We start from the raw sequence: 24,652 nt of genomic DNA, 5'->3' as shown, positions 1-24,652 counted from the left end.
AATTTCTAATTGCAAAGGTACTGTTATCATCTCTCAAATTGATTAAAGAAATAGGTAATTAATTGAGGTGGATGTAGATTCCGCTTTCGCGAAAGCGAAACACAAATATTACTGCATGTTCTCTAATGGATTTAATGGATCATAACCAGGTTGAAACTGGGCCTGAACATGAGGTTTATTTAAATCTAAAATAGTAAATATTCCTAAGACAATACCTAGAACACCGGTAATACAGTTGATAACAGCTATTGCAAAAATGAAGTTGTAATTACGTCTTTCTTTTATGTACTTGCTAGCTAGCAAGGTTAAAACCCCAATAGTTACTGTGATTAAAAACCCTATACCTCCTATAATGACAAAGATATTACCTGGGTGAATAGGCATATCTACATCTTCATTCATAGGTGCAAATGTCATTACCGTACCTATAATCATGTATAATAAAAAGAATAATGAAAACAGTATGGTTAAAATACCTTTTACTAGATGCAATGTGGCAAATGTGTTTAAATTATCTGTAGGCATGTAATTATAATAACGCTGCTGGCTCTGTTGTGAGGCAGAGTGTTGCGCAAATTGTTGTTGATTCTTTTGATTAGTCTCCATTAAGGTAGCTTTTTTATTATAAGTAGCTGCTATACTCATATTGTTACAACTATAAGTTAGTGACTAAGAATTTATCCATATTGATCCTTAAAGTATAAAAAGAAGAATGTAAAATGATAGAACAAAATCCTACCTTTGCAACATGTCAGAAACTACAGGAATACGTATTAATAAATACCTAAGTGAGCAAGGTTTTTGCTCTCGTCGTGCTGCAGATAAGTTAATCGAGCAAGAACGTGTGACTATCAATGGTAAAGTACCAGAAATGGGAACTAAAGTATTACCTAACGATGCGGTTGCTGTAGATGGTGAATCTATTTCTAAAAAGAAAGAAAAGCCTGTTTACATTGCTTTTAACAAGCCTGTAGGAATAGTGTGTACTACAGACACACGTGTAGAAAAAGACAATATTATAGATTTTATAAACTATCCTACTCGTATTTTTCCTATAGGTAGACTAGATAAAATGAGTGAAGGATTAATTTTACTTACTAACGATGGCGACATAGTGAATAAAATATTACGCTCTCGTAACAACCACGGTAAGGAATACATAGTTACCGTAGACCGCACGATTAATGAGGATTTTATTAGAAAAATGGCTTCAGGAATCCCTATTCTAGACACGGTTACTAAGGAATGTGAAGTAGAACAAATAGGTCGCAAGACTTTTAAAATAATTCTAACACAGGGACTTAATAGACAGATACGTCGCATGTGTGAATATCTAGACTATCGCGTGACTAAATTAAAACGTGTACGTATCATGAACATACCTCTAGATGTGGCGCATGGTACTTACAGAGACCTGACTAAAGAAGAGTTAAATAAACTTAATGAACTAACTAGTGAGAGTTCTAAAGAATACCATAAATATAAAGCTCAAAAAAACAACTAGCCGGTTAACCAGCTAGTTATAAATTCTCTGGCACTATAGCCAGGCTATTAAATAATCGAGCTTTTGAGCCCAATAATTTCATGCCTACTTCTAGTTTTTTAAGACTGGCCTCTATTAATTTAGTTTCTCTAGAGTTAATTAAAAATAGAGAACTATCTCCTAATTCAAATTTACGCTCCTCTGCGGTGAGCATGAGTCTAGAGTCTTGTTCTATCTCTTGAGTGATTTCATTTTGTAAGACATAAGAATCTATCTCACTGAATATACCTTTTATTTTATTATCTATTGCTAGACTAGAAGACAGTATATCATATTGTGCATCCTGCAATTTAATTTGAGCTAGTTTTAAATCACCTCGTTCTTTCCTTAAAAATAAAGGAATAGAAAATTTCACACCAGCTTTATAGTCACTCAACTTATAAGAATTTGCGTTGTTCCAATCTGGGGATAAAACATCATATTTTGCTTCAATTTTAGGCAATAGCTTATTTGCTTTGAGTTTTTTATCTACCTCTAACTGGTTCATTTTAAGATTTAATGCTAGAATTTTAGGATGATTATCGATGGTAAAAAGATCTAGAGACTGTCCCATAATTTCTAGTGCAGCATCTATTTGAGAGATAAGCTCTTCTTCTGGAAAAACATTTTCTTGCAATTCTACTGGTATGTCATCTATCCATAGGTAATTTGATAATTCTAGGCTATTCTTTAAGAAATCTATCTTTGCTTGCTCATAACCTAAGAGTCTTTTTTTAACCGCAATACGCGCTTCTACAGAATCTATAACGGCCTTATCTCCAGTTTCAACACTTCGTTTTATACCTCTTAATCTAGTTTGTGCATTTTTTAAAATACCTTTAAATAAATCTATTTCTTGTGAGGCTTGCCACCATTTAAAATAAACTTGTGTTGCATCATAAATAACAGCGTTAACAAGTAAATTCTTTTCTGCTTGAGTTTGCTGTTTAAATAGTTTAGCTTTTCTCAAGGTAGCCATACGCTCATTGATCCATAATCCCTGACCTAATTGCACGCTAACACCAGCGCTGTAAAGCCCATCTTCTGGAACAGTAAGTGATGGATCAAGAAACTCACCTTCATTACGCTCTGCACCTGCTTTAAATTCTACACCGTACCATGTAGGAATTTTAAAAGCACCGCTCAACTCGTCATAATATTCAGTACCCTTAAAATCTTTACGATTATAATCTACCTCTATTTTAGGGTCAAAACCACCACGAGCTTTTAATAGTTGCGCCTGACCTTCGTCTATTAAAAGATTTGCCTGTTTCACTACTGGATGATGCTTTTTTACGTAGCCTAAAAACTCTCTAAGACTCATTATGGTAGTATCTAGAGTTATAGTTTCTGGAGGTTGTTGTAGGTCTCGCTTTTGCGAAAGCGGAACCGCCATCACACTTAAAGAAACCAATAATAACACTATCGTAAAGCAAACAGAGAATGATTTATTTCTTCCCATTCTGATCTTTTTTAGTAGTTTGAGGTGTATAATAATTAGGTGGAAAACCGTTGAGTTTACGCCACATTTCATACCAGATAGGTACGTCTTCTAATAAGGCAATGGTACGCGCTCCAGAGCCTGGACGTAGTGCTTCTGGCCATTCATGGTCCTGCTGGTCTGGAGCAAGTAGTACACGATATTTTCCATTATCGCTTATGAAAGTCTCTACAGCAACAACTCTTGCACCATAAGTACCATAAGAAACGTTGGGCCATCCTGAAAAAATGATCGCTGGCCAGCCATCAAATTGTACACGCACCTCTTCTCCTACGTGCATAAGTGGCAGGTCTATAGGTGATATAAATGTCTCTACAGCTAGGTCATAATTAGTAGGCATGATGTTGATAAGCGCCTCTCCATCTTTAAAGGTCTCTCCTATACCACCTTTTATTGCTTTATTTATAAAACCATCTTGTGGTGCTGTTACAAAATACAGGTCGTTTCTTATTTGATAATTAGTACGATCTGTCTCTAGTTTACTAACTTGTGCTTCTACATCTAACTGACTCGATTGTGCAGTAAACTGGTCACTTCTTGCCTTTGCTATCTTCTCTGCATATTCTTGCCTTATACGGTTAAGCTCTATCTCTGCATTAATTAATGCATTTCTACTTTGCAATAATTTTTGTTGCTGCGATATGGTTTTAGAAGTGGTGGTTCTAGCTTTCAGGTTTTTCTCTTCTACGTCTGCTTGAGATTTAAAACCTTCTTTTTCTAGAGTCTCGGTACGTATTAATTGTGTTTGTGCAATTTTCTCGTCGTTTTTAACCGCTTCTAAATCAGTACTGTCTTGTATAATTTTAAGTCGTGACTGGATCAATTTATTTTTTGCCTGATCTAGTTTTAACTCGCGTTCTCTACGTATAGCAGCTATCTGATTATCTAGAGCGGCTATTTTAAATCGATAGGATTCTACACTGGCAGATTTTGCGTCTATTTGTTGTCCCGTACGGTCTACCAGATTAGGGTCAAAGTATTCACTTTTTACCTCGCTTATTTTCAAGATAGTATCACCTTTTATAACTCTATCACCTTCTTTTACATACCATTCTACGATACGACCTGCGATAGGAGACTGCAGCGTTAATGGTCTTTGATCTGGTGTTAACGTGGTTATGTAACCGTTGCTACTCACGTTTTGAGTCCAAGGGAAAAACATTAAAATGATGGCAAATATGGCAAAACCACCTAGAAACCTATTGAAGAATTTATAATGCTTGCGCTTCAATACTCTTCTACCAGACTTAAAATTGTTCAGGTCTAACTGTTCAGAAAGTTTATTTTTAGAAATATTAAGCATACTTATTGATCTAAGATTAATTTACCATTATGTAATGTGATCATCCTACCACATCTTTTCATCCATTCTCTATTTTGACTAACCACTACGATGGACCAGCCGTTAGCTTTATCAGTTAAGAAGTCCATAATTCTAGCAGACTCTTCACTTTCAAATTGATCTAATGGGTCTTTAAGAATAAGCATTTTAGGGTGTCTAACTACACTACGCGCCAAAACAATTTTCTTTGCAACCGTGTAACTTAACTGTTTACCTTCTGGAAAAATGATAGTATCTAGCCCTTTAGGTAATTTCTTAAGGTAGTTTACTAGTCCTAACTTTTCTAAAACCCAGTATATACGCTCGTCACTGACTGAACTATCGCCAAAGGTTATATTATCTCTTAAAGTACCTTCAAAGGGACTTTCTTCACCCAGTGACTGACCTAGATTTGCTCTATAGTAATTTAGATCTAAACCTCTCAAGTCTGAATTATTTACATGAATACTACCTTGTGTAGGTTCTATAATACCAGCGATTAATCTTAAAAGAGTGGCTTTACCGCTACCATTTGCTCCATTTAATAAAATGGTACAATTTTCAGATATTTTTAAAGATATATTATCGAGAATAGGTTGTGTTCTTTCTGGAACTGTAAAAGTTACATGATCCAACTCTACACTAAAACTTTGATCTTGAGTAAAAGGATGTTCTCCAGATTGTGGTTCTAGCTCTTTATCCACTACTTCACCTAGTTTTTCTAAAGAAGTAAGCATATCGTAAAACGATTCTAGACCAGAAATTATTTTTTCCACAGCACCTATTATGATTAAAATAATAAGTTCTGCCGCGACAAATTGTCCAATATTCATCTCTCTACTTAAAACTAATAAACCACCTATTAAAAGTAGACCAGCTGTAATTAGAACTTTAAACCCTATTAGTTGAATAGCCTGTCTTACTAATACTTTAAAATGTTGTTCTCTATAATTGAGATAGTTAGACACTAATGCATCATTTTTTTCTACCGCATGATTAGTTACTCCAGAAAGTTTAAAACTTACTAATGATCTTGCAATTTCTTGTAACCAGTGTGCTACTCTATACTTACTTTTAGACTCTAAAATACTGGTTTCTAAACCTTTTTCTGCTGTGAATTTAAACAATATATAAGCTAAAACTACTAATAAGACACCATAAACTATAAAGAAAGGGTGATAAAAAGATAGTAAAAGTAGCCCCAACATAATTTGTAATAATGCGGTAGGATAGTCTACTAATAATTTAGAAAGACTTTTCTGAATGGTAAGGGTATCAAAAAACCGGTTAGCCAGTTCTGGCGGATACGTACCACGCAACTCACTCATTTTAATCTTAGGAAATCTGAAAGCAAAATCAAAGGAGGATCTCGTAAATATTTTTTGCTGTATATTTTCTGTTATTCTTATTTGCATTATTTGTAACACACCACCAAAGGCAACACCAGCAGTTACGAGAATTACCAGTAGTATCCATGAGGTACTTATTTGAGCACCTTGTATAAGGTTTATAATAGCCTGTATTCCCAACGGTAAGGATAACCCAACTACTCCAGCAAAAATGGCATAGTAAAATATCTGTCTAATATCTTTTTTATCAACCTCTAACATACGTATTAAACGCTGCCATGCTGTGAGTATATTTTTATCTTTTTTCATTTGTGATAATAAGTTGATTAATTAAATTTAAAAAGTAATGGGTAGGTGTCGTATTGCTACTGCAATCTGTGATTGCTGAAAAGTGATCTTTTAAAAAATGTTGATGCAAAGCTCCATCTACAATCATACTGCTTAAAGAAGAAGGGTATTTATAAGTCCCATCTACCGATATGATTAAATCTTTGAGTCGTAAAACTAGACGTTTATAAATAGCAAAGAAACCTTCTTTATTTTCTTGATCTACAGATTTTGTTAAATATGATTTTGAGAACTCTGAAATGATTATTTTATTTAAAAGCACTTCATTAATATGACTAAAATTTGAGTCCTGAGAAATTTCTTGGGTTAAAATTTCTACTGCTTTAGTTAACTTATCCTCGTGAGTAGTCATAACCATGGTTTCTAAAATTACCTGGTATTCTATCCAGCTCCAGTACCATGAAGTGAGATACAATAAGAGTTTATGCTTACTCTCAAAATATCTATATATAGAACTCTCGTTAGATTTTATAACCGTACCTAACTTCTTAAATGTAAAGTTTTCAAAACCTAAGTCATAAATCATCTCTATGCTGTGACTAACTATGCGTTTACCTAGATCAGAGCTTTCTGGATCTTTAAGATAAAGCTTATCGTTAATCTCAACTTTAAGATTTTTTAAAAGTGAATGCATACCTATCAATTATGAGACAAACATAATAGTAATACTATTAACTTAAATTAGTTTATATATTAATTAACACTATGTAAATATCTTAACTCAATAAATCCAGTTAGTTAATTTAAAGCAAATTATTATTCTCCTCAATAACGTAATATTATTTTTACTTGATGACTGAGACATTATTAAAACTTCAAAAAGCTGAAGAAAAGGCGGCGGTTTTATTTCAAGAAATTGAAATTAAAGGAATTATAAAGCCAGGTAAAACTGAAAAGCAAATTAACAATGAGGTTTTTGAACTAGCATTTGAAATGTTCGGAATCAAAAAATACTGGCACAAACGTATCGTCAGGGCAGGTAAGAACACACTGCATCCTTATGATGAAAATCCAGAAAATCTAACTGTCAGAGAAAACGATATACTATTTATAGACTTTGGTCCTATTATAGAAGACTGGGAAGCTGACTATGGTAGAACATATGTAGTGGGTAACGACTTACAAAAGATAAAAATAATGCATGATGCAGAAAGTATATGGAAAAATGCTAACGATTACTTTATTAAAAACCCAGACATCACTGGTGCACAACTTTACCAGTACTGTACCATTCTAGCACTAAACAATGGATGGGAATATGGAGGTCCCATCGCCGGACATCTAATAGGGCATTTCCCCCACGAACAACTAGAGAGTGAGGATAAGACAAATTACATACATCCAGAAAATCACCTACCTATGAATCAAAAAGACATGAGTGGAAAAAATCGATACTGGATTATAGAGATTCACCTGATTGATAAAAAAAATGAAATTGGCGCTTTTTATGAGCAACTAGCAGGTTTTTAAAACCGATACTGAAGTTACAGCACACAAAATGCCTGCTTACGGCAGGCATTTTTTATGTTTTTATTCAATTAGAATAAAAAGGGGAAAGCAAAATCTTTATTGAATCTCTGCGGTTAGTCCAGCTTCTAATAAGGCTGTACACCGTGGTTTTAAATCTTCATAACCGCCAGTTTTAACATTACATTTTCCTTTATAGTGTACTATAAGAGAACATTGCTCTGCCTGTACAGGCGTATGATCACAGGCTGCTACTAGCATATCTATAACGTGATCAAAGGTGTTTACTTCGTCATTAAAAAGGACTATTTTATTTTCCTTTTGCTCCAAGACTTCCAATTCTAGTTCTGGAAGAACCTGATCTTGTGTGCTCATTTTCATAGGGTAAATTTAAGCAAATACATTAAAATATCTATACTTTTAAAGATTAAATTATGATTTTATCATTTTTGCAGCTATCCAGTTATCATTTTCAAGGTGATAGTCGTAAACAATTCCATTTTCCTTACACTTATTTGTAATTGGAACTAAGTCATCTTCATAAAAACCACTGAAAAGTATGGTACCGCCTTTCTTAAGGCTTTTTGCATATACGGGAATATCTTGAAGTAATATATTTCTATTAATATTTGCAATTATAAAATCATAAGTTTTACCTTCTAGCTGCTCTGCTCCACCTAAAATAACAGCTACCTTATCTGTTTTATTACGTTCTACATTTTCAAGTGCATTTTCATAACACCAGGTATCTATATCTATTGCATCTACTTTTACAGCACCTCTCATTTGTGCCAGAATACCCAACACTCCAGTACCACTACCCATATCTAAGACCTCTAGATTCTCTACATTTTCATTAAGTAAATGCTCGATCATCATATGTGTGGTTTGATGGTGTCCTGTACCGAAACTCATCTTAGGTTCTATAACTATATCATATTCTACGCCGCTAGGTTCATGAAAAGGTGCGCGCACTTCACATCTATTATTAACTGTGATTGGGTTAAAATTTTTTTCCCATTCTGCATTCCAATTAGTTGGTGGTATATCCGCTTTCGCGAAAGCGATATCACACAAATCATTATTCATAATATCTACAGTGTTTAGAATAATCGGAGTGTCTGTGATTTTTAGAACATATGCTTTGATCCCGGTTTCAGTCTCTATAAAACTCTCAAAACCTACCTCTCCTAATTGCGCCATGAGAACATCATTCCATGGTAATTGCGGTGTAACTGTAAAGTTATACTCTACATAAATCTGGTCGGTAGTATTATTTTCCATAACGGTAATGTCCTGTAATTTTTAAATTAAAAAGGCAGTCTTCTAGCACTTGCCTTGCTCCTATATGATGTACTATTAGGTACCTTTTTTGATCTTTTAATTTGGTTTTAGAAACCATGCTTCATCTGTTTTACTACATTTCATAAAGTCCGACTTACTGTGTAATCAAGTAAACAATCTTTTACATAGTGCGTTGCTGCAGTCCTAGCTCCTTTAAATGTAAAGAAACAAGGTAAATTAGAGTCTCTTCTATGATATAGATAGGTGCTTTTTTTCAATCCCTAGATATTTGAGTATAGAAAGAAATATGAGTTTATATACATATGCTCTTCTTTCTAGTAAATCTAGGATCTAGTGTTATGCAACTTCTTAAAAAGCATTTGCTATATCAAGAAAAGATGATCCATCTAGAGATGCACCACCTACTAGTCCACCATCTACATCTGGTTTTGCAAAAATCTCAGCTGCATTTGCAGGTTTTACACTACCACCATAAAGGATACTGGTATTATTTGCCGTTTCTTTACCGAATTTAGTTTCTATAAAGGAACGTAAATGCGCATGCATTTCTTGTGCTTGCTCTGGACTTGCAGTTTCTCCTGTACCTATAGCCCATACAGGTTCATATGCTACTACTACATTTTCCATTTGTGCAGCTGTTAGGTTAAAAAGGCCTAATTCTATTTGTTTAGTTACCGTATCAAAATGGTTACCAGCTTTACGATCTTCTAGATGTTCTCCACAACAAAAAATAACACGCAATCCTTTTTCTAGAGACGCTTTAGTTTTGGCAGCAATTAATTGATCCGTTTCTCCATAGGTATCTCTGCGCTCAGAATGACCTAAAATTACTGTCTTAATACCTATACTTTGTAACATAGGTACAGAGATCTCTCCTGTGTAAGCACCACTGTCGGCTTCACAAACATTTTGTGCTACAACCTCTATTACAGTATCACAAGTACTATTAAAAGCATTGTATAAAAAGGGATGAGATGGGGCTATCATTAATTCGCAATTAACGTCATTAACTAGAGCTTTTTTTAAATCTGTTATTAAGGCTTGTGTTTGTGCTAGATCACAATTCATTTTCCAGTTTCCGGCTACTATATTTTTTCTCATCGTGTTTATTTTAAGGTCGTTAATGTTTCCATAGTATCAAAATTGATTTTTTCAATACTCTTATGTAAGCAACTGCAAAGGTATTGCCTTTTAATTATTCTGTAAAGTTTGTGTACAGATGTTTATTAAGAAGACAATAAGAATTTATAATTTACTCTAATTTCACTCTAGGGTCTAACCACACATAAATTAAATCTACCGCTATATTAATAAAAATAAACAACGTCGCTATGACTAGAACAGCCCCAGTAATAACCGGTAAATCTTGTGTGTGTAGCGCCTCTACTATTTCTTTACCTATACCATTCCAGTTAAATATGTATTCTACAAAAACTGCTCCTGCTAGCATGCTCGCAAACCAGCCGCTTACTGCTGTAATTACAGGGTTAAGCGCGTTTTTAAAAGCATGTCTTTTTATCACTTGCAGTGTGGTAAGTCCTTTAGAATAAGCAGTAGTAATGTATTCTTGCACCATTACTTCTAGAAGACTATTTCTCATTAATTGAGAAATAACTGCGAGCGGTCTTATTCCTAAGACTAATGCTGGTAATATAAGATTGCGCCATTGTAAATGCATCGCTTCTCCATAATCATCCATTTCATAAAGACTACCACTCATTTTAAGTCCTGTAAATTCATGAAGCACGTAACCGAAGATAAAGGCAAAAATAATAGCACTAAAAAAGCTGGGCACACTCATACCCATAGTACTTACTACCTGTATGAATTGATCTATCCAGCTGTTTTTATACCATGCAGAAATAACTCCTAAAATCAACCCTAGAATTAGAGCTAGACTTATTGCTGCCAGTGCTAGAATCATGGTATTAGGCAAGGTCTCTCCTATTATATAACTTACTTTTTTACCAGTTTTCTGAAATGATTCTCTTAAATAAGGCCATTTAATATAAGTAGATGTAGTCCCTATAGTAAAGAGATCTACACCAATATATTTACCGCTGTCATAAGTAAAATCACTCGCACGAGTACTGTGAAAAGAGACTGGAGAGAGGTCGTTTAAAAAATACATATACTGAGTACCTATAGATTTATCTAATCCATATTTGGCCCGCACATTTGCCAGCTGTTCTTCAGACTCGTTTTGCCCCAACATCATTTGTGCAGGGTCGCCAGGTAAGAGGTAAAACAACAAGAATATAACGGTTACTACTCCATAAAGCGTCAGTAATGCATATCCTATTTTTTTAAGCACATAGCTTATCATAGAGATAAACTCTCTAAATCATTCCAGTGAGATTTACCTGCAATTACTCCTTTTTTAATAGTCATAACCGCCGGTGTAGAACGTACAGCAGTTTTTAATTGCGTTCCATCTGTCGTGTAAAATGGAATACTAAAATCATAAGATTCCATTAATGGTTCTAGTTGCTGGATACCATTTGCGCTTAAACCTATAACCTCATAACCAGCAACTTGTGCTCTCGTGATAAAACTAGCTAGCTTTTCCATACCACCTTCTTCCACTTTTGACACATCATAGATCATTACAAAGGCAACTTTTTCCTTATCTAGAATCTCTTGGGTATAATCTTTACCATCTTTTTCTATAGAAAAGTCATGAATTTTAGGAAGTGCTGCCTCTTGAATAATACGTGTCTCTACTTTATCATAACCTGGACGGCCTTCTGGGACCTGACCATCTGTGGTAATTATCTCTTCTTTACCATCTACAATGTAATACCAGTCATAACCATAAATATCTGGTTGACTAGGATCTTCTTGCATGGCCACCTCTATATCGGTCCCTACCTTATAAGCTCTAAAATCTAAAATCGGTAAATGCATTAATACATAGTAAGCGATTATAAAACAAATGATAGTAGAAACGAGAATGATTATGGAGGACTTCGCTTTCGCGAAAGCGGGCTTCCATTTATCCATATTGAAAAACAAAATCAATATCATCACTAATAGCACCACATCTTTTGCAAAGGATTCCCAAGGTACTAGTGGTATCGCGTCACCAAAACAGCCGCAGTCCGTTACTTTATCAAAATAAGCAGAATAAAAAGTTAGGAACGTGAAGAAACCTATCATCAATAAAAGTGACCAGATTGTAAATTTTCTTTGAAATCCTATTAATAACATGATTCCTAAAACTACCTCAAAGATTACTAAAAAGATGGCCAGTGGTAATGCAAAAGGCTGTAAGAATTCTAACCCTAAAACCGCTGCACTAAAATATTCATCTAGTTTATAAGAGAATCCTAAGGGGTCATTTAACTTAATTAAGCCACTAAATATAAATAATACTCCAACGAACCAACGGCAAAATGTAACTAATCCTTTCATGCTTTTTTCTTTGTTGAGACAAATATAAGTATTAGGCATGAGGCATGTGGTATTAGAATAAGGTATTAGGTGTAGGATTTTTGGGCTTAGGTTATTGATTATAGGAATAACTAAATGTATTTCCCTTTTCCCAAGGTTTTATGCTGAGCTTGTCGAAGTAGAAAACAGGCTGACCAAGGTCTCAGCAAAACCTAGTGAGCGATCAAAAGGGTTTTACGGTTGTTATAAATAGCTTTTAAGATCAAAAAAAAACTTCGTTCCACATACCTCATCCCACATATACCTAATGTCTAAACACAAAAAAGCCCTATTCCAGAAAGAATAGGACTTTAAAAATATAATTTAAGGACAATTACTTTACAGCAACTAGCTCTACATCAAATACTAATGTTGCATCTGGCGGTATAACACCACCTGCACCAGCACTACCATAAGCGATATGCGATGGTATAACTAGACGTGCTTTATCACCTACTTTAAGTAAAGCGATACCTTCATCCCAACCAGCGATTACCTGTCCCATACCTAGAGCAAAGTCTATAGGTTGCTTGCGATCAAAACTAGAATCAAAAACTTTACCGTTAGGCAGCATTCCTTTATAATGTACGCTTACTGTTTTTCCTTTTTCAGCTTTTACTCCATCACCTTCTTGAATGATTTTGTAACGTAAACCACTTTCTGTTTTATCAAAGCCCATTGCGATCTCGTCGATCTCTTGGTCTGCTTGTTTTCTTGCCTGTTCTTCACGTAGTTTTCCAGCTCCTTCAAACTGACGGAATTCCTCCACAGCATTAAATGCTTTTGCAGCATCACCTTCTCTTACTATAGTAACCGTTTTTATCTCGTCACCTTGTGCAATAGCATCTACCACATCCTGTCCTTCTATAACTTTACCGAAAACTGTATGCTTGTCATCTAGCCAATCTGTAGCGATATGCGTTATGAAAAACTGAGATCCATTTGTTCCAGGTCCAGCATTTGCCATACTTAAAACACCAGGTCCATCGTGACGTAATTCTGGGTGAAACTCATCATCAAAGTTATAACCAGGACCACCAGCACCAGTTCCTTGTGGGTCACCACCTTGGATCATGAAATCTGGAATTACTCTGTGAAACTTAAGACCATTATAATAAGGTGTTCCTTGATCTTTTGCTTTGTTCTCTAAATTACCTTCAGCTAGTGCTATAAAGTTACCTACAGTTCCAGGTGTTTTATCATGATGAAGTTGAACCAGGATCTCTCCTTTACTTGTATCAAATTTTGCGTAAATTCCTTCTTGCATTTTTATAGTTTTTTTTAAGGCCGCAAAGATAATTCATTAGAATTCAGTCTTCAGAATCATGTTATAGTTTTTTTTACCTGTTATATGTTTAGTCTTTATCTCAAAACGCATCATAAAAACCTATCCCTACCATGATATGATAAGGACATTTTTTTTGTAAAAAAAGACGTACAATAAAACCTGATAAGCGAACTAAGAAACCGCAAGGCAGGTTCTCCGTGCCACCATGTGCAATATATCAATACAGTACATCATAAATTTTATAAAACAGAGATCTAGAATCTTAACAGCCAGATGACTTTTTTCAACAGAAAATTAAAGCTTAAGATATTCTTTAATTAGCTACTTCACTGATAAAGCGCAATCTATAAAGTCGTATTTCTTCTTCTTCATAATCACCATCAAATTCTTCTACAGCAGCATCTATTTTATCAGACTCTGACTCTATAAAGTATTCATGTAATTCTTCTTGTTGTTCTTCGTCCAGCATTTCATCTATCCAGTAACCTAAATTGAGTTTAGTACCGCTATAAACGATGCTCTCTAACTCATTTATTAACTGATCCATGTCCATTCCTTTTGCACTGGCCATATCGTCAAAACTAAGTTTGCGATCTATACTAGTAATAAAATAAAGTTTATTACCAGATTTTGCCCCAGTACTTTTTATGACCAAATCATCTGGTCTAATAATGTCATTATCTTCTACATAGCGGGATATCAATTCAACAAAAGACTTTCCATATTTCTTTGCTTTACTTTCTCCTACTCCATGAATACTTGCCATTTCTTCCATATTCACAGGATACTTAGTAGCCATATCTTCTAGAGATGGATCTTGAAATACGATATACGGAGGTACGTTCTTTTGTTTAGCTACTTTTTTACGTAGATCTTTCAAGAATTTAACCAGTTGTGCATCTACTGCACCACCTTTTGCAGCGCCTACTATTTGATCTGAAGACGCGTTATACGTATGATCATCGCTCATCATAAACGTCTTTCCTGCTTTAATAAACTCACGACCAGCATCTAGCACTTTTAAAGTACCATAAGTTTCTATATCTTTTTTAATGAGTCTAGCCACTAGAACCTGACGTATTAAGGCGGTCCAGTAGGCTTTGTCTTTATTCTTACCACTACCGAAATACTCTTGTTGATCTACCTTATGGCTAGAAATCATGGCGTTATTTTTTCCCATCAGGATACTAACTATGTCCTTTGATTTATAACGCTCACCTGCATCACCTATTAATTGTATTAGTTTTTTGACCTCTTCTACTGCTTCTTTTTGTGGTTTAGGATTGCGCATATTGTCATCCATATCACCACCAGCACCTGTAGCTGGGTCAAATTTCTCACCAAAATAATGCAAGATATACTGTCTACGACTCATACTTGTTTCAGAATACCCTACCATTTCTTGTAGTAAAGCATGACCTATCTCTTGCTCTGCAATAGGTTTACCAGACATAAATTTCTCTAATTTTTCAATGTCTTTATAAGCATAGTAAGCTAGACAGTGCCCTTCACCACCGTCACGACCAGCACGACCAGTTTCTTGATAATAAGACTCGATACTTTTAGGTATATCATGGTGTATTACAAAACGCACGTCAGGCTTATCTATTCCCATACCGAATGCGATAGTCGCTACCACCACATCTGTATCTTCCATCAAGAACATATCTTGATGAAGGACTCTGGTTTTAGAATCTAGCCCTGCATGATAAGGAACAGCTTTTATTCCATTTACTTGTAAGACTTGTGCTAGTTCTTCTACGCGTTTACGTGATAAACAATATACGATACCAGATTTACCATCGTTTTGTTTGATAAAACGAGTAATATCTGCATCTACCGTAGCTGTTTTAGGACGTACTTCATAAAAAAGGTTAGGTCTATTAAAGGAGGCTTTAAACGTAGTAGCGTCAGTAATCTGTAAGTTTTTAAGAATATCTTCTTGCACCTTAGGCGTTGCAGTTGCAGTAAGACCTATGATAGGTATGTCTTTACCTATACGGTCTATAATCCTGCGCAAGTTTCTATATTCAGGACGGAAATCGTGTCCCCATTCACTAATACAGTGCGCCTCATCCACAGCAAGGAAAGAAATCTTTTGTTCTTTTAAGAAATCTACATATTCTTCCTTAGTGAGGGATTCTGGTGCTACGTATAGCAGTTTTGTGACTCCACTAGTTATGTCATCCTTTACTCGCTGTACATCACCCTTTGATAAAGAAGAGTTTAATACATGAGCAACACCATCGTGATCAGAAACACCACGTATAGCATCTACCTGATTCTTCATTAATGCTATAAGAGGTGAAACCACAATAGCGGTACCTTCTTGCATTAACGCTGGTAGTTGATAACATAGTGATTTACCACCACCGGTGGGCATAATCACAAACACATCTTCCTTATTTAATAAGGAGGTTATCACTTTTTTTTGCAATCCTCTAAATTGCCCAAATCCAAAATATTTCTTTAGATTTTCTTCTAATCCTATCTGCTTATCTGCCATGCGGCTGCTGCGTTTTTGTTTATCTTTGTAAGCTAAATTTACGATATAATTTGTTTATCGCAAATTATAGTTAAAAGTAATCAAGTTTGAATCAAGAAAATAAAGTACTAGAAGTTGCGAGGAGAACCGTTCGCATTGAAGCACAGGCTATTACAGATCTTGTAGATGGAATCGATTCCGCTTTCGCGAAAGCGGTACTGCACATACACCACTCAAAAGGTCGAGTAATTATCACAGGAATAGGTAAAAGTGCCATAATTGCACAGAAAATAGTTGCCACTATGAACTCTACTGGCACACCTGCGATTTTCATGCATGCTGCAGATGCTATTCATGGAGATTTAGGCATTGTACAGGATAATGATGTGGTGATCTGTATCTCAAAGAGTGGAAACACTCCAGAGATTAAGGTTTTAGTGCCGCTCATTAAAAACTTTAATAATAAATTAATTGCTATTACTAGTCATAGAGATTCTTTTCTAGGCCTAGAGGCAGACTATGTGTTACATGCTCCTATTAAAGAAGAAGCCTGTCCTAATGGTCTTGCACCTACTACCAGTACGACAGCACAACTAGTTATAGGTGATGCACTATCGGTAAGTCTATTAGAATTAAAAGGTTTTACTGATAAAGATTTTGCAAAGTACCACCCAGGTGGCGCGTTAGGTAAAAAACTGTACTTAAGAGTGCAAGGAATTATAGACGGTAATAAAAAACCAGAGGTAAGTGCCAGTACGTCTTTAAGAGATGTTATCGTAAACATATCAGAAAACATGCTGGGTATGACTGTGGTTACAGAAAATAATAATGCTATAGGTATTATTACAGATGGTGATTTAAGACGCATGCTTTCTAGCGGTAAAAATATCGATGACCTAGTAGCGAGCGACATCATGAGCCGTACTCCTAAAACCATTACTGCAGACTCCATGGCGGTGCAGGCTCGCGAACTAATGGAAGAAAAAAACATCTCCCAACTTATCGCTATAGATGATAATGGTTATGCTGGCGTCGTGCATATACATGATTTAATTAGAGAAGGAATCGTATAGGCATGGCTCGTAAAAATGTAGACCCTAATAACATGTCTTTTTTAGACCACGTAGAAGAACTGCGATGGTGTTTGATACGTTCTATAGTCGGTATTCTTGCAGGTGCCATAGTAGCTGGAGTTTTTACTGACTTTATTTTTGACACGATCATCTTTGGTCCTAAGAGAGGTACGTTTGTTACTTATGAATACTTTTGTGAATTCGGAAGACTCTTTGGTGTGGTGAGTGATTTTTGCGATGTGAACTTTAACTTTAAAGTACAATCCAAAGAAATGTCTGACGAGTTCTCTACTCATATATGGACTTCTATTCTGGTAGGTTTTGTGGTTGCTTTTCCATGGGTACTTTATCAAGTGTGGAAATTTATCTCACCTGGATTAAAACCTAGTGAAAAGAAATACAGCAGTGGTTTTATAATCATTTGTTCTTTACTCTTCTTTTTAGGAGTGACTTTTGGTTATTTTGTTATTGCCCCATTATCTGTTCATTTTATGATGACGTATAATCTAAGTCCAGAAATATCTACAGAGCCTAGTTTATCTAGTTATATAGGTTACATAAGAGCTTCTATTCTAGCATCTGGACTGCTATTTGAACTACCGGTGATAATTTATTTCCTTACTAAAATAGGACTAGCAACACCTGCAGGATTAAGAAAAAATAGAAAATTTGCTCTAGTCATAGTCCTTATAGTTGCTGCCGTAATAACACCACCAGATGTGGCTAGTCAAATAATAGTTGCCATACCTGTGTTAATTTTATATGAAATGAGTATTTTCATATCTAAATTTGTCCTCTACCGTCAGGAAAAAAGAAAAAAGAAATTAGGTACCCCTTAAAATTATGAGCAATCAAGTAGAAGAATTCAATGCGTATCGTGAGAAAATGAACGATGCTATTCTTGAAGACAACAATAAAATCATTAAACGCATCTTTAATTTAGATACAAATGCTTTTACAGCAGGAAAGTTAGATAAAAGAACAAAAGAATTACTAGGCCTAGTGGCCAGCACCGTTTTAAGGTGTGATGACTGTGTAAAGTACCATCTAGAAGCTAGTCATAAAGAAGGTATTTCTAAAGAAGAAGTGGTAGAGGCTCTCTCTATAGCTACTCTAGTAGGTGGAACAATTGTGATACCTCACCTGCGTCGTGCCTATGAATACTGGGATGCTGTAGAAGAAAAAGCTGCCTCAGAGAAAGCTTAACTTCATTATTACGTGTAGATAACTATGTTAGATCGTTTTAATTCCTAAAAAGATCTAACATAGTTTTTTTTGTACTAAACTTAGGCGCTCTTATAAATGTTAACTAGATTATTTATATAACGCTTGCTCCCATAATTATCAATCACATGATTATGAAACTGTGCAGCGTACTGCTCTCTCTGTATTTTATCTTTAATCAACTTTAAAAGAGCTGCAGACAGTAATTGAGCATTTTCTGATTCTACTACTATTCCATAATCAGCAACGACTTCTCTACACGCTCCTACATCGGTAACTACCACTGGTAAATGATGTAAACCATATTCTAATAACGCTACCGGTAAACCTTCTGATCGAGAAGAAAGCACAGCAATATCACAAGAATTTAAAACAGCTCCTACATCTGCTCGAGAACCTAAAATAAACACATTATCCTTAAGACCTTTTTGCTCTATTTCTTGCTTTATACTTAAAGAATAGTCGTCATTAAAATCTTTACCACATAAATGTAAGCTCCACTCAGGAAACTGATTATGTACTATTTCAAAAGCTTTTAATAAATTTAAATGATCTTTTTGTTCTCTTAGGTTGGCCAGACAGACGATTCTTTTATTATCTCTACCAGCTAGTTGTGTTTGCAATTCTTGATTAAAAGTAGCCGTTGCAAAATTTTCTAAATACGTTACCGACTCACATTTCAACTCTTTTATAGCCCAAGCTTTTAAAAGCTTATTTACACTTATCACCTGATTAAAATAACCTGATAAAAACCTCAATACTTTTAACGGTCGGGCTTCTAGTTGATTTGCTTTACCATAATGATCGTGCCAGATTAATTTAGGTTTACTTTTCAATAAAAAAAGTACTACTACTGCAGTAAATGCCGATGTACTGTGGGCATGAACTACTTCTATTTGATGTTCTTTAATATATCTTTTCAGCTTACTTAAAGCTGTCCAACCTAGTTTACCCTTTTTTTCTATAAATATATATCCGACTTCTTTGCTTATAGCCGTTTTAAGCAGACCTTCCTTTCTGGTAACACATAAATGAGATTCATATCCAGCAGCTTGTAATTCGTTTGCAATATTAACTGCCATACGCTCTGCACCGCCAGCATCTAGACTATCTATGATTTGAAGTACTTTCATGAATGGACCAGTTTAACTATCTCACGTTCAAATTTTTCAATGGTATAATCCTGAGACCAGGCTACCGCATTTTGAGACATCTTTTTTAATGCCGCAGTAGTACTTATTAGTTTTTTAATATCAAAAATGGCCTGCTCTTTATTTTTAAAAATCAATCCTCTAGAACCTATATGTTCTAAAGTGTTTTTTTGTTTTTTATATTCTTCATTTACTCCAAGCATCCATGGTACGCAGCTTACTGATGTCGCGATAGGAATACATCCATACCACATAGATTCTGCCACGGCTTTAGGCCAGCCTTCACTTTGAGATGCTAGAAAAGAAAAATGAGCCTTTTTATAAGCCGACTTAAGAACCTCGCTATTTTGGTTCCCATAAAAATAACAAGGTGTAGAATTAAAAGCGGCCATCGTTTTTAAATCTTCCATCATAGGACCATCACCATAAAAATGAGCTTGTACCTCAACCCCTTCTTTATGTAATTGCTCCATAAGTTCTACTAACAATTGCGGATTCTTATTTTGAGATAGTGTTCCTACAAAAATGAATTGGTACGGTTCATTAAATTCTTTTAAAAAACTACCTTTATCGCTTTCTGAATAAGTAGCTGTAAAAAATGGTTTTATATTTTTAGTCTGTTCTGGCCACTCACCATAAACTAGAACATCTATATTTTTAGTTAACGCAGTGTTGGAGAGTATTTTCTTCTGCCATCTGTAAGATAATGGTTGTGAGGCATGGGGATCAAAATTACCAGCATATTTAACTGTTTTACGCTTTCGCGGAAGCGTAATCTGCATCAAACAAGCAAGCAAAGCAAGATTACCTGGACATCTTAAATGAATATGATCTGCCTTGCGCATCGCATTCCATAATACAATGGCCTGGTATGGAATGGTGATTAACGATATGAATGCCGAAAGTAATGTGTGAAACTCTAATCGCCTAAGAGAAGTTACTTTAAAATCTTGTTTTTTAAAAGGTTGTGTTAACAGTTTGCGATCGTACTTTGTAGGACATACAAAGGAAACATCACTGGAGTGTTGCATCCATAAATCCATTTCTTTTACATAAGGTGCATATGCTTCTTTATCCTCAGATTTGCTTAAAATAGGTGCGTCTGATATAATAAGTAATTTCATAAAATATAGTCTGCAGAATTATTATCACTTATTTTAATGGCTGGTACACCTACTACAGTAGTTCCTGCAACCACATCCTTAACTACAAGACTATTTGCACCTATCACGGCTTTATCACCTATTTTTATCTTTCCCGCTACAGTGGCATTTGCTCCTATATAAACTTGATCTCCTATTACTGGTGTACCACGTTTATCTCTACGACCACTTACCCCTATGGTTACTCCTTGAGATATATTACAGTTCTTACCTATCACAACATTTGCGTTGATAATAATACCAGAATGATGGCCTATATAAAATCCTTCTCCTATGGTAGCACTGTATGGAATAGTTATTCCTGTTAATACTTCTATACCTTTTAATTTAAGAACTCCTATAGATAATAAAGGCCATTTTAATATTTTAGGTAATCTAGATGTATATATTTTATTAAAGAAACGATAGTGGAATAACGCCCATAAACCTTGTTGTGTAAGCAACATAAGCACAGCAGGTTTACCACTGTAATCGGTATATCGCTTGATGTCTTTTAAGAACTTCATTATCTAGGTTTATTAAATAACAGACTCATAATTCCTACGGTTCTTCCTATCGATTCTGTAAATGCTTCTTTGCGCTCGCTCGTAGTAAAGATATTGATAAATCTAATACCAGTAAGCAAGATGGTGATTTGATACCACTTGAGCTTATTTTTAAAAGATGGTTGAGGATGTTTTACTCTCCATACGTACCAGCCATTACGCACTACCATTTTACCATAAGTATATTTATTAGGTCTTCCTGCTGCATCGTGATGGTGTTCTAGTTGCGCAGCAGTATTCACATATAAATCTCCTATGTGAGATAATCGCAAAGTAAAATCTGCATCCTCATAAAGACCATAACCTTCAAAATATTCAGAAAACTTATGTTCTCGTAATACAGCAAGTGGAAAACTAGAAACACCACCCATTAATTGTTCTACTTTATAAATTTTTCCTGAAGGTGGCAAGAAACTTATAGATCTACCATGACCAAACTCAGGATATATAGCTGGTTGTGTCGTTTGTGCTAGTCTTAATTTCCTTCTTAATTTGTAACGACTGCTCTCGTTTCTTCTATAACCATCGTAATAATAATGGTTCAAATCATCAATTTGTTCTTGTGCTGTACTCTCCCAAGACACCTCATTAATAATGTAGCCACCTACACCCATTGCCGTAGGAAAATGAATATATGTACCTAGCAATTTCTTAAAGTAATCTGGATAAAGAATCGTATCGTCATCTAGGAAAGCGACAATATCCATATCTGCCGCCACTTTATTTATTCCAAAATTGCGTTGTCTAGTCAGTCCACGCTCTTCTGGTGGTACTTTGTGATAGTGTATGATGTTGTTTTCGCTTTCGCGAAAGCGAGCACCGGTTTCATCATTTATAGAACCATCAATTATCAATACCTCATCTGGTAATCGCTCTTGTAACATGACACTCTCCATAAGCCTAGATAAAGGTTCTGGACGCATATAGGTGCAAATGATAAGAGACATTTTCATATTACAATATCGATTTTAAAATAGAATGAATTTCACAAAGATAAGCGTGTCTATTTAGGTATCTCTCATATAAACTACGATTGCTATTTTGTAATTCTATAAACGATTCACGATCATGAGAATAATGAAATCTAGTTATCGCATCTGTAAGGTTTTCTTCTGTACTGACACGACATATATGTTTATCCCAATTTATGATTCCTTCTAGCGGTAATTGCACGTCAGTATCTATTAATATAGGTATTCTTCCCAATGCAAGGGATTCAAAAAATCGAACTGAAAAATTACCTGCACCACGCAAGCAAAAAGTATACGGAGAGCTATTTAAATTTTCAAAAAACTCACGAGTAGATTTTTCTCTTTGTTCTACTGTTATTGAACCAGCACGGTATTTATCTCTGTGGATAAAATCAGTTTTTATATCTGTAGACCTTTCCAGCATTTGAAGATAGCTGAATCTATTACCAGCTGCATTGTACACTTTTTGGTAGTCGCTATCTTCTTGTTTAAACAGTCTCTTGATGTTACTTTTTAACGTTGATAAATTGATTCTAACCTGCTCTTTAAAGCTAGCCGTTGCAAAACCGGTAAATGAAACGTGTGGAACTTTTTCATATTCTAATAATTTAAAATCTAGGAAGCCCTTTTCTAATGGATCGTTCATAAAAGCAGGTAGAATAAGTGTATTTTCATCGTTAGACCTCTTAAAACCAGCATTGCGCCATGTAATAATATTGGAGTCATTAAATGTTTTACCATAATCTCCTCCTGTATACACTAAGATTTTTTTATTCTGTTTTTGGGCTAATGCAATCAATAGCTCGTAAGATTTTCTCAAATTAGAAACTCCTTTAGATAAATAGTTCAAAGGAAAAATAATCGCGTCTGCTTTCTCAATTGTATCTACTAGTTGATACTTCTCAAAAACAATTTGAGGTGTATGCTCATAGTAATGCAAATCAAATATTAATGGATGAGCGTGTTTTCTATTTTCTGGAAGTAAAAGAGAATAGTCTGTATATAATTTAATCATAGCTCTTTTGCATAACGTTCACTAAGGCTCCATGCCTTTTTAAAATGATTAAAATACTGTATTGGATGCTTAGTTCCAGAATTCTTATACCATTTAAAGAAGTGAATCATCTTATAACCTAACAACTGCTTATGTGTGTAATTCTTTTTACGATGGTACATAATTTGTGGCGAAGGCTTAGGCTGCACTGCATCTTTCTTCCATGGGAAGACATGTGGTTTTCTAAAACCACCTACGGGCGCTTTTAAATGCACCAACTGTATTTGCGGTGCATAGATCACATCATGTCCAGCGTTACGTATTTGCATACCGTAATCCACATCTTCCCCATAACCGTGCTCTAGCGACATATCAAAACTACATTTTTCTATAACCTCTCTATGTACCATAGAACATCCAGAACCGAAGGATTCCCATTGTTTAAAGACTTGCATCTTTTCTATTTCTCCTTTTTGTAAACAAGCAAATGTAACCGCAGTTGCACTGGTCTTATTTAACAAAGTGTTTGTCTCAAGAGAAAAATTTCTTGGCACACGAACATCATCATCAAAAAGTAATACCCATGGCGATGTAGTTAAATTGATCGCTTCATTACGCGCTCGACAAGCTCCTGTTATGTGTGTGAATATATGTTTTATCTCAAATCTCCATGCAGCCTTTTTTAAAAAATCTAATTCTGTATCAGCATTCTCATCTTCATTCTGTTCTACTATTATAATGGAACGCGGTACTATTTCTTGTGCATTTAAATCTTCTAGTACATTTTTTAAATAGCCTGCTCTACCCATCGTAGGTATCACTACGTCGTATATCAAAGACTCTTGAGCAACAGCTTTTATGGGTTCTTGAAGGGCTTGAATGTCTAAATCAAGTGAAAGTGATTTTGAGAATATCGCTTTCGCGAAAGCGTACAAAGGAATACGTTTCTCATACCACATATGACAAATAAGCAAGATAAAAATCCACCGTGTTTTATAATGTTGTTTTACAAAACGATACAATGTCGTTGTATCAAATTGATCTTCTTGTGATACATAAATAGGAATTTGATAACTTAAAATCCCGAGAGGTCTTGCTAATTTACTAATGGAATTAATCCAATACAGCAAGTTAATTTTCTCATTTAACTGATCTTTTAATTGATTAATTAAAGAGGCGTGAATAGTAAATATCGCGGCGCTTTTTATCCACGTGGGATAGGTAACAGTATTAGAAACATTAATGAATGGTGAGTCTTCCACATAACCTAAATCGTTATGCAATCGAGTGTGAGAAGACACAATAATATAAGGCAGCAATAAATTTTTTATAGCATCTTTAAACGGAGTAACATCGATACCTTTCTTAGATATAACTATGGAATGATTTGGATTTTTTTGAGCGATTTTTACAATAGCTGTAATGGCTCTTTCTCCATTATGAAGTAAACTAGTTACTCTATTATTCTCGTGTTCGATGAAGATCATAAGTTGCAAACCTAATAATAGAATTT

At 35.0% G+C, this 24,652-nt stretch carries 24 protein-coding genes; 5 read left to right on the top strand and 19 right to left on the bottom strand.

The window, feature by feature from the left end:
• Window positions 1-108: 108 nt before the first annotated feature.
• Complete coding sequence (locus Q0838_RS06350) at window positions 109-645, bottom strand: hypothetical protein (protein WP_298952513.1); 537 nt, start codon at window positions 643-645, stop codon at window positions 109-111.
• A gap of 103 nt (window positions 646-748) precedes the next feature.
• Between Q0838_RS06350 and rluF the strand changes: the two genes are divergently transcribed.
• Complete coding sequence (gene rluF, locus Q0838_RS06345; protein WP_298952512.1) at window positions 749-1,504, top strand: 23S rRNA pseudouridine(2604) synthase RluF; 756 nt, start codon at window positions 749-751, stop codon at window positions 1,502-1,504.
• A gap of 16 nt (window positions 1,505-1,520) precedes the next feature.
• On the opposite strand, the gene Q0838_RS06340 is transcribed toward rluF, so the two are convergent.
• From Q0838_RS06340 to Q0838_RS06325, 4 genes are read right to left on the bottom strand one after another with little or no spacing between them, the layout of a single operon-like run.
• A complete protein-coding gene (locus tag Q0838_RS06340; protein ID WP_298952510.1) occupies window positions 1,521-2,984 on the bottom strand; it encodes a TolC family protein in 1,464 nt (487 codons plus the stop codon).
• Window positions 2,971-4,326 (bottom strand): HlyD family efflux transporter periplasmic adaptor subunit, encoded by a 1,356-nt coding sequence (locus tag Q0838_RS06335; protein WP_298952507.1) that lies wholly within the window; start codon window positions 4,324-4,326, stop codon window positions 2,971-2,973. Before Q0838_RS06335 ends, Q0838_RS06340 begins: the two co-directional genes overlap by 14 nt.
• Before the next feature lie 2 nt (window positions 4,327-4,328).
• Window positions 4,329-6,002 carry an ATP-binding cassette domain-containing protein gene (locus Q0838_RS06330; RefSeq protein ID WP_298952505.1) on the bottom strand — a complete coding sequence of 558 codons (1,674 nt, stop codon included), beginning with the start codon at window positions 6,000-6,002 and terminating at the stop codon, window positions 4,329-4,331.
• Window positions 5,989-6,675, bottom strand: coding sequence for a TetR/AcrR family transcriptional regulator (locus tag Q0838_RS06325; protein ID WP_298952503.1), 687 nt, complete (start codon window positions 6,673-6,675; stop codon window positions 5,989-5,991). The genes Q0838_RS06330 and Q0838_RS06325 overlap by 14 nt, the downstream gene beginning before the upstream one ends.
• Window positions 6,676-6,833: 158 nt before the next feature.
• On the opposite strand from Q0838_RS06325, the gene Q0838_RS06320 reads away from it, so the two are divergent.
• A complete protein-coding gene (locus Q0838_RS06320; protein WP_298952501.1) occupies window positions 6,834-7,511 on the top strand; it encodes a M24 family metallopeptidase in 678 nt (225 codons plus the stop codon).
• A gap of 96 nt (window positions 7,512-7,607) precedes the next feature.
• On the opposite strand, the gene Q0838_RS06315 is transcribed toward Q0838_RS06320, so the two are convergent.
• The 8 genes from Q0838_RS06315 to recQ all read right to left on the bottom strand — a co-directional run bounded on the left by Q0838_RS06315 (window position 7,608) and on the right by recQ (window position 16,039).
• A complete protein-coding gene (locus Q0838_RS06315; protein WP_298952582.1) occupies window positions 7,608-7,883 on the bottom strand; it encodes an ATP-dependent Clp protease adaptor ClpS in 276 nt (91 codons plus the stop codon).
• 57 nt (window positions 7,884-7,940) lie between these two features.
• Window positions 7,941-8,792, bottom strand: coding sequence for a 50S ribosomal protein L11 methyltransferase (gene prmA, locus Q0838_RS06310; protein ID WP_298952499.1), 852 nt, complete (start codon window positions 8,790-8,792; stop codon window positions 7,941-7,943).
• Window positions 8,782-8,910 (bottom strand): DUF1287 domain-containing protein, encoded by a 129-nt coding sequence (locus Q0838_RS06305; RefSeq protein WP_298952497.1) that lies wholly within the window; start codon window positions 8,908-8,910, stop codon window positions 8,782-8,784. The genes prmA and Q0838_RS06305 overlap by 11 nt, the downstream gene beginning before the upstream one ends.
• A 251-nt stretch (window positions 8,911-9,161) precedes the next feature.
• The gene (gene tpiA, locus Q0838_RS06300) at window positions 9,162-9,914 is read right to left on the bottom strand and encodes a triose-phosphate isomerase (protein ID WP_298952495.1); all 753 of its coding nucleotides are present in this window, start codon (window positions 9,912-9,914) and stop codon (window positions 9,162-9,164) included.
• Between the two features lie 151 nt (window positions 9,915-10,065).
• Window positions 10,066-11,139 carry an ABC transporter permease gene (locus tag Q0838_RS06295; protein ID WP_298952493.1) on the bottom strand — a complete coding sequence of 358 codons (1,074 nt, stop codon included), beginning with the start codon at window positions 11,137-11,139 and terminating at the stop codon, window positions 10,066-10,068.
• Complete coding sequence (locus Q0838_RS06290) at window positions 11,136-12,227, bottom strand: BT_3928 family protein (protein ID WP_298952491.1); 1,092 nt, start codon at window positions 12,225-12,227, stop codon at window positions 11,136-11,138. Before Q0838_RS06290 ends, Q0838_RS06295 begins: the two co-directional genes overlap by 4 nt.
• A gap of 352 nt (window positions 12,228-12,579) precedes the next feature.
• Window positions 12,580-13,512, bottom strand: coding sequence for a peptidylprolyl isomerase (locus Q0838_RS06285; protein WP_104515506.1), 933 nt, complete (start codon window positions 13,510-13,512; stop codon window positions 12,580-12,582).
• Between the two features lie 334 nt (window positions 13,513-13,846).
• Window positions 13,847-16,039 carry a DNA helicase RecQ gene (recQ, locus tag Q0838_RS06280; protein ID WP_298952487.1) on the bottom strand — a complete coding sequence of 731 codons (2,193 nt, stop codon included), beginning with the start codon at window positions 16,037-16,039 and terminating at the stop codon, window positions 13,847-13,849.
• A gap of 86 nt (window positions 16,040-16,125) precedes the next feature.
• Here recQ and Q0838_RS06275 point away from each other — a divergent pair, with 86 nt between their 5' ends.
• From Q0838_RS06275 to Q0838_RS06265, 3 genes are read left to right on the top strand one after another with little or no spacing between them, the layout of a single operon-like run.
• Window positions 16,126-17,091: a KpsF/GutQ family sugar-phosphate isomerase gene (locus Q0838_RS06275; RefSeq protein ID WP_298952485.1), complete on the top strand. Its 966-nt coding sequence runs from the start codon at window positions 16,126-16,128 to the stop codon at window positions 17,089-17,091.
• Between the two features lie 2 nt (window positions 17,092-17,093).
• A complete protein-coding gene (gene tatC, locus Q0838_RS06270) occupies window positions 17,094-17,930 on the top strand; it encodes a twin-arginine translocase subunit TatC (RefSeq protein ID WP_298952483.1) in 837 nt (278 codons plus the stop codon).
• Between the two features lie 4 nt (window positions 17,931-17,934).
• Window positions 17,935-18,297, top strand: coding sequence for a carboxymuconolactone decarboxylase family protein (locus Q0838_RS06265; RefSeq protein ID WP_104515512.1), 363 nt, complete (start codon window positions 17,935-17,937; stop codon window positions 18,295-18,297).
• A gap of 80 nt (window positions 18,298-18,377) precedes the next feature.
• Here the strand turns inward: Q0838_RS06265 and Q0838_RS06260 are convergent, their stop codons facing one another.
• From Q0838_RS06260 to Q0838_RS06235, 6 genes are read right to left on the bottom strand one after another with little or no spacing between them, the layout of a single operon-like run.
• Window positions 18,378-19,448: a glycosyltransferase gene (locus Q0838_RS06260; RefSeq protein ID WP_298952472.1), complete on the bottom strand. Its 1,071-nt coding sequence runs from the start codon at window positions 19,446-19,448 to the stop codon at window positions 18,378-18,380.
• The gene (locus Q0838_RS06255) at window positions 19,445-20,590 is read right to left on the bottom strand and encodes a glycosyltransferase family 4 protein (protein ID WP_298952470.1); all 1,146 of its coding nucleotides are present in this window, start codon (window positions 20,588-20,590) and stop codon (window positions 19,445-19,447) included. Before Q0838_RS06255 ends, Q0838_RS06260 begins: the two co-directional genes overlap by 4 nt.
• A complete protein-coding gene (locus Q0838_RS06250; RefSeq protein ID WP_298952468.1) occupies window positions 20,587-21,135 on the bottom strand; it encodes a serine O-acetyltransferase in 549 nt (182 codons plus the stop codon). The genes Q0838_RS06255 and Q0838_RS06250 overlap by 4 nt, the downstream gene beginning before the upstream one ends.
• Entirely contained in the window at window positions 21,135-22,127 is a 993-nt protein-coding gene (locus Q0838_RS06245) for a glycosyltransferase family 2 protein (protein ID WP_298952466.1), read from the bottom strand. Before Q0838_RS06245 ends, Q0838_RS06250 begins: the two co-directional genes overlap by 1 nt.
• A gap of 1 nt (window position 22,128) precedes the next feature.
• On the bottom strand, window positions 22,129-23,160 hold the full coding sequence (locus Q0838_RS06240; protein ID WP_298952465.1) for an exostosin family protein: 1,032 nt from the start codon (window positions 23,158-23,160) through the stop codon (window positions 22,129-22,131).
• Entirely contained in the window at window positions 23,157-24,626 is a 1,470-nt protein-coding gene (locus tag Q0838_RS06235; RefSeq protein ID WP_298952463.1) for a glycosyltransferase, read from the bottom strand. The genes Q0838_RS06240 and Q0838_RS06235 overlap by 4 nt, the downstream gene beginning before the upstream one ends.
• Window positions 24,627-24,652: the final 26 nt, after the last annotated feature.

It is taken from the genome of uncultured Nonlabens sp., assembly GCF_947495285.1.
Classification (GTDB): domain Bacteria; phylum Bacteroidota; class Bacteroidia; order Flavobacteriales; family Flavobacteriaceae; genus Nonlabens.
Note: the sequence above shows the minus strand (reverse complement) of the source record. Positions and strands in the feature narration are given on the sequence as shown.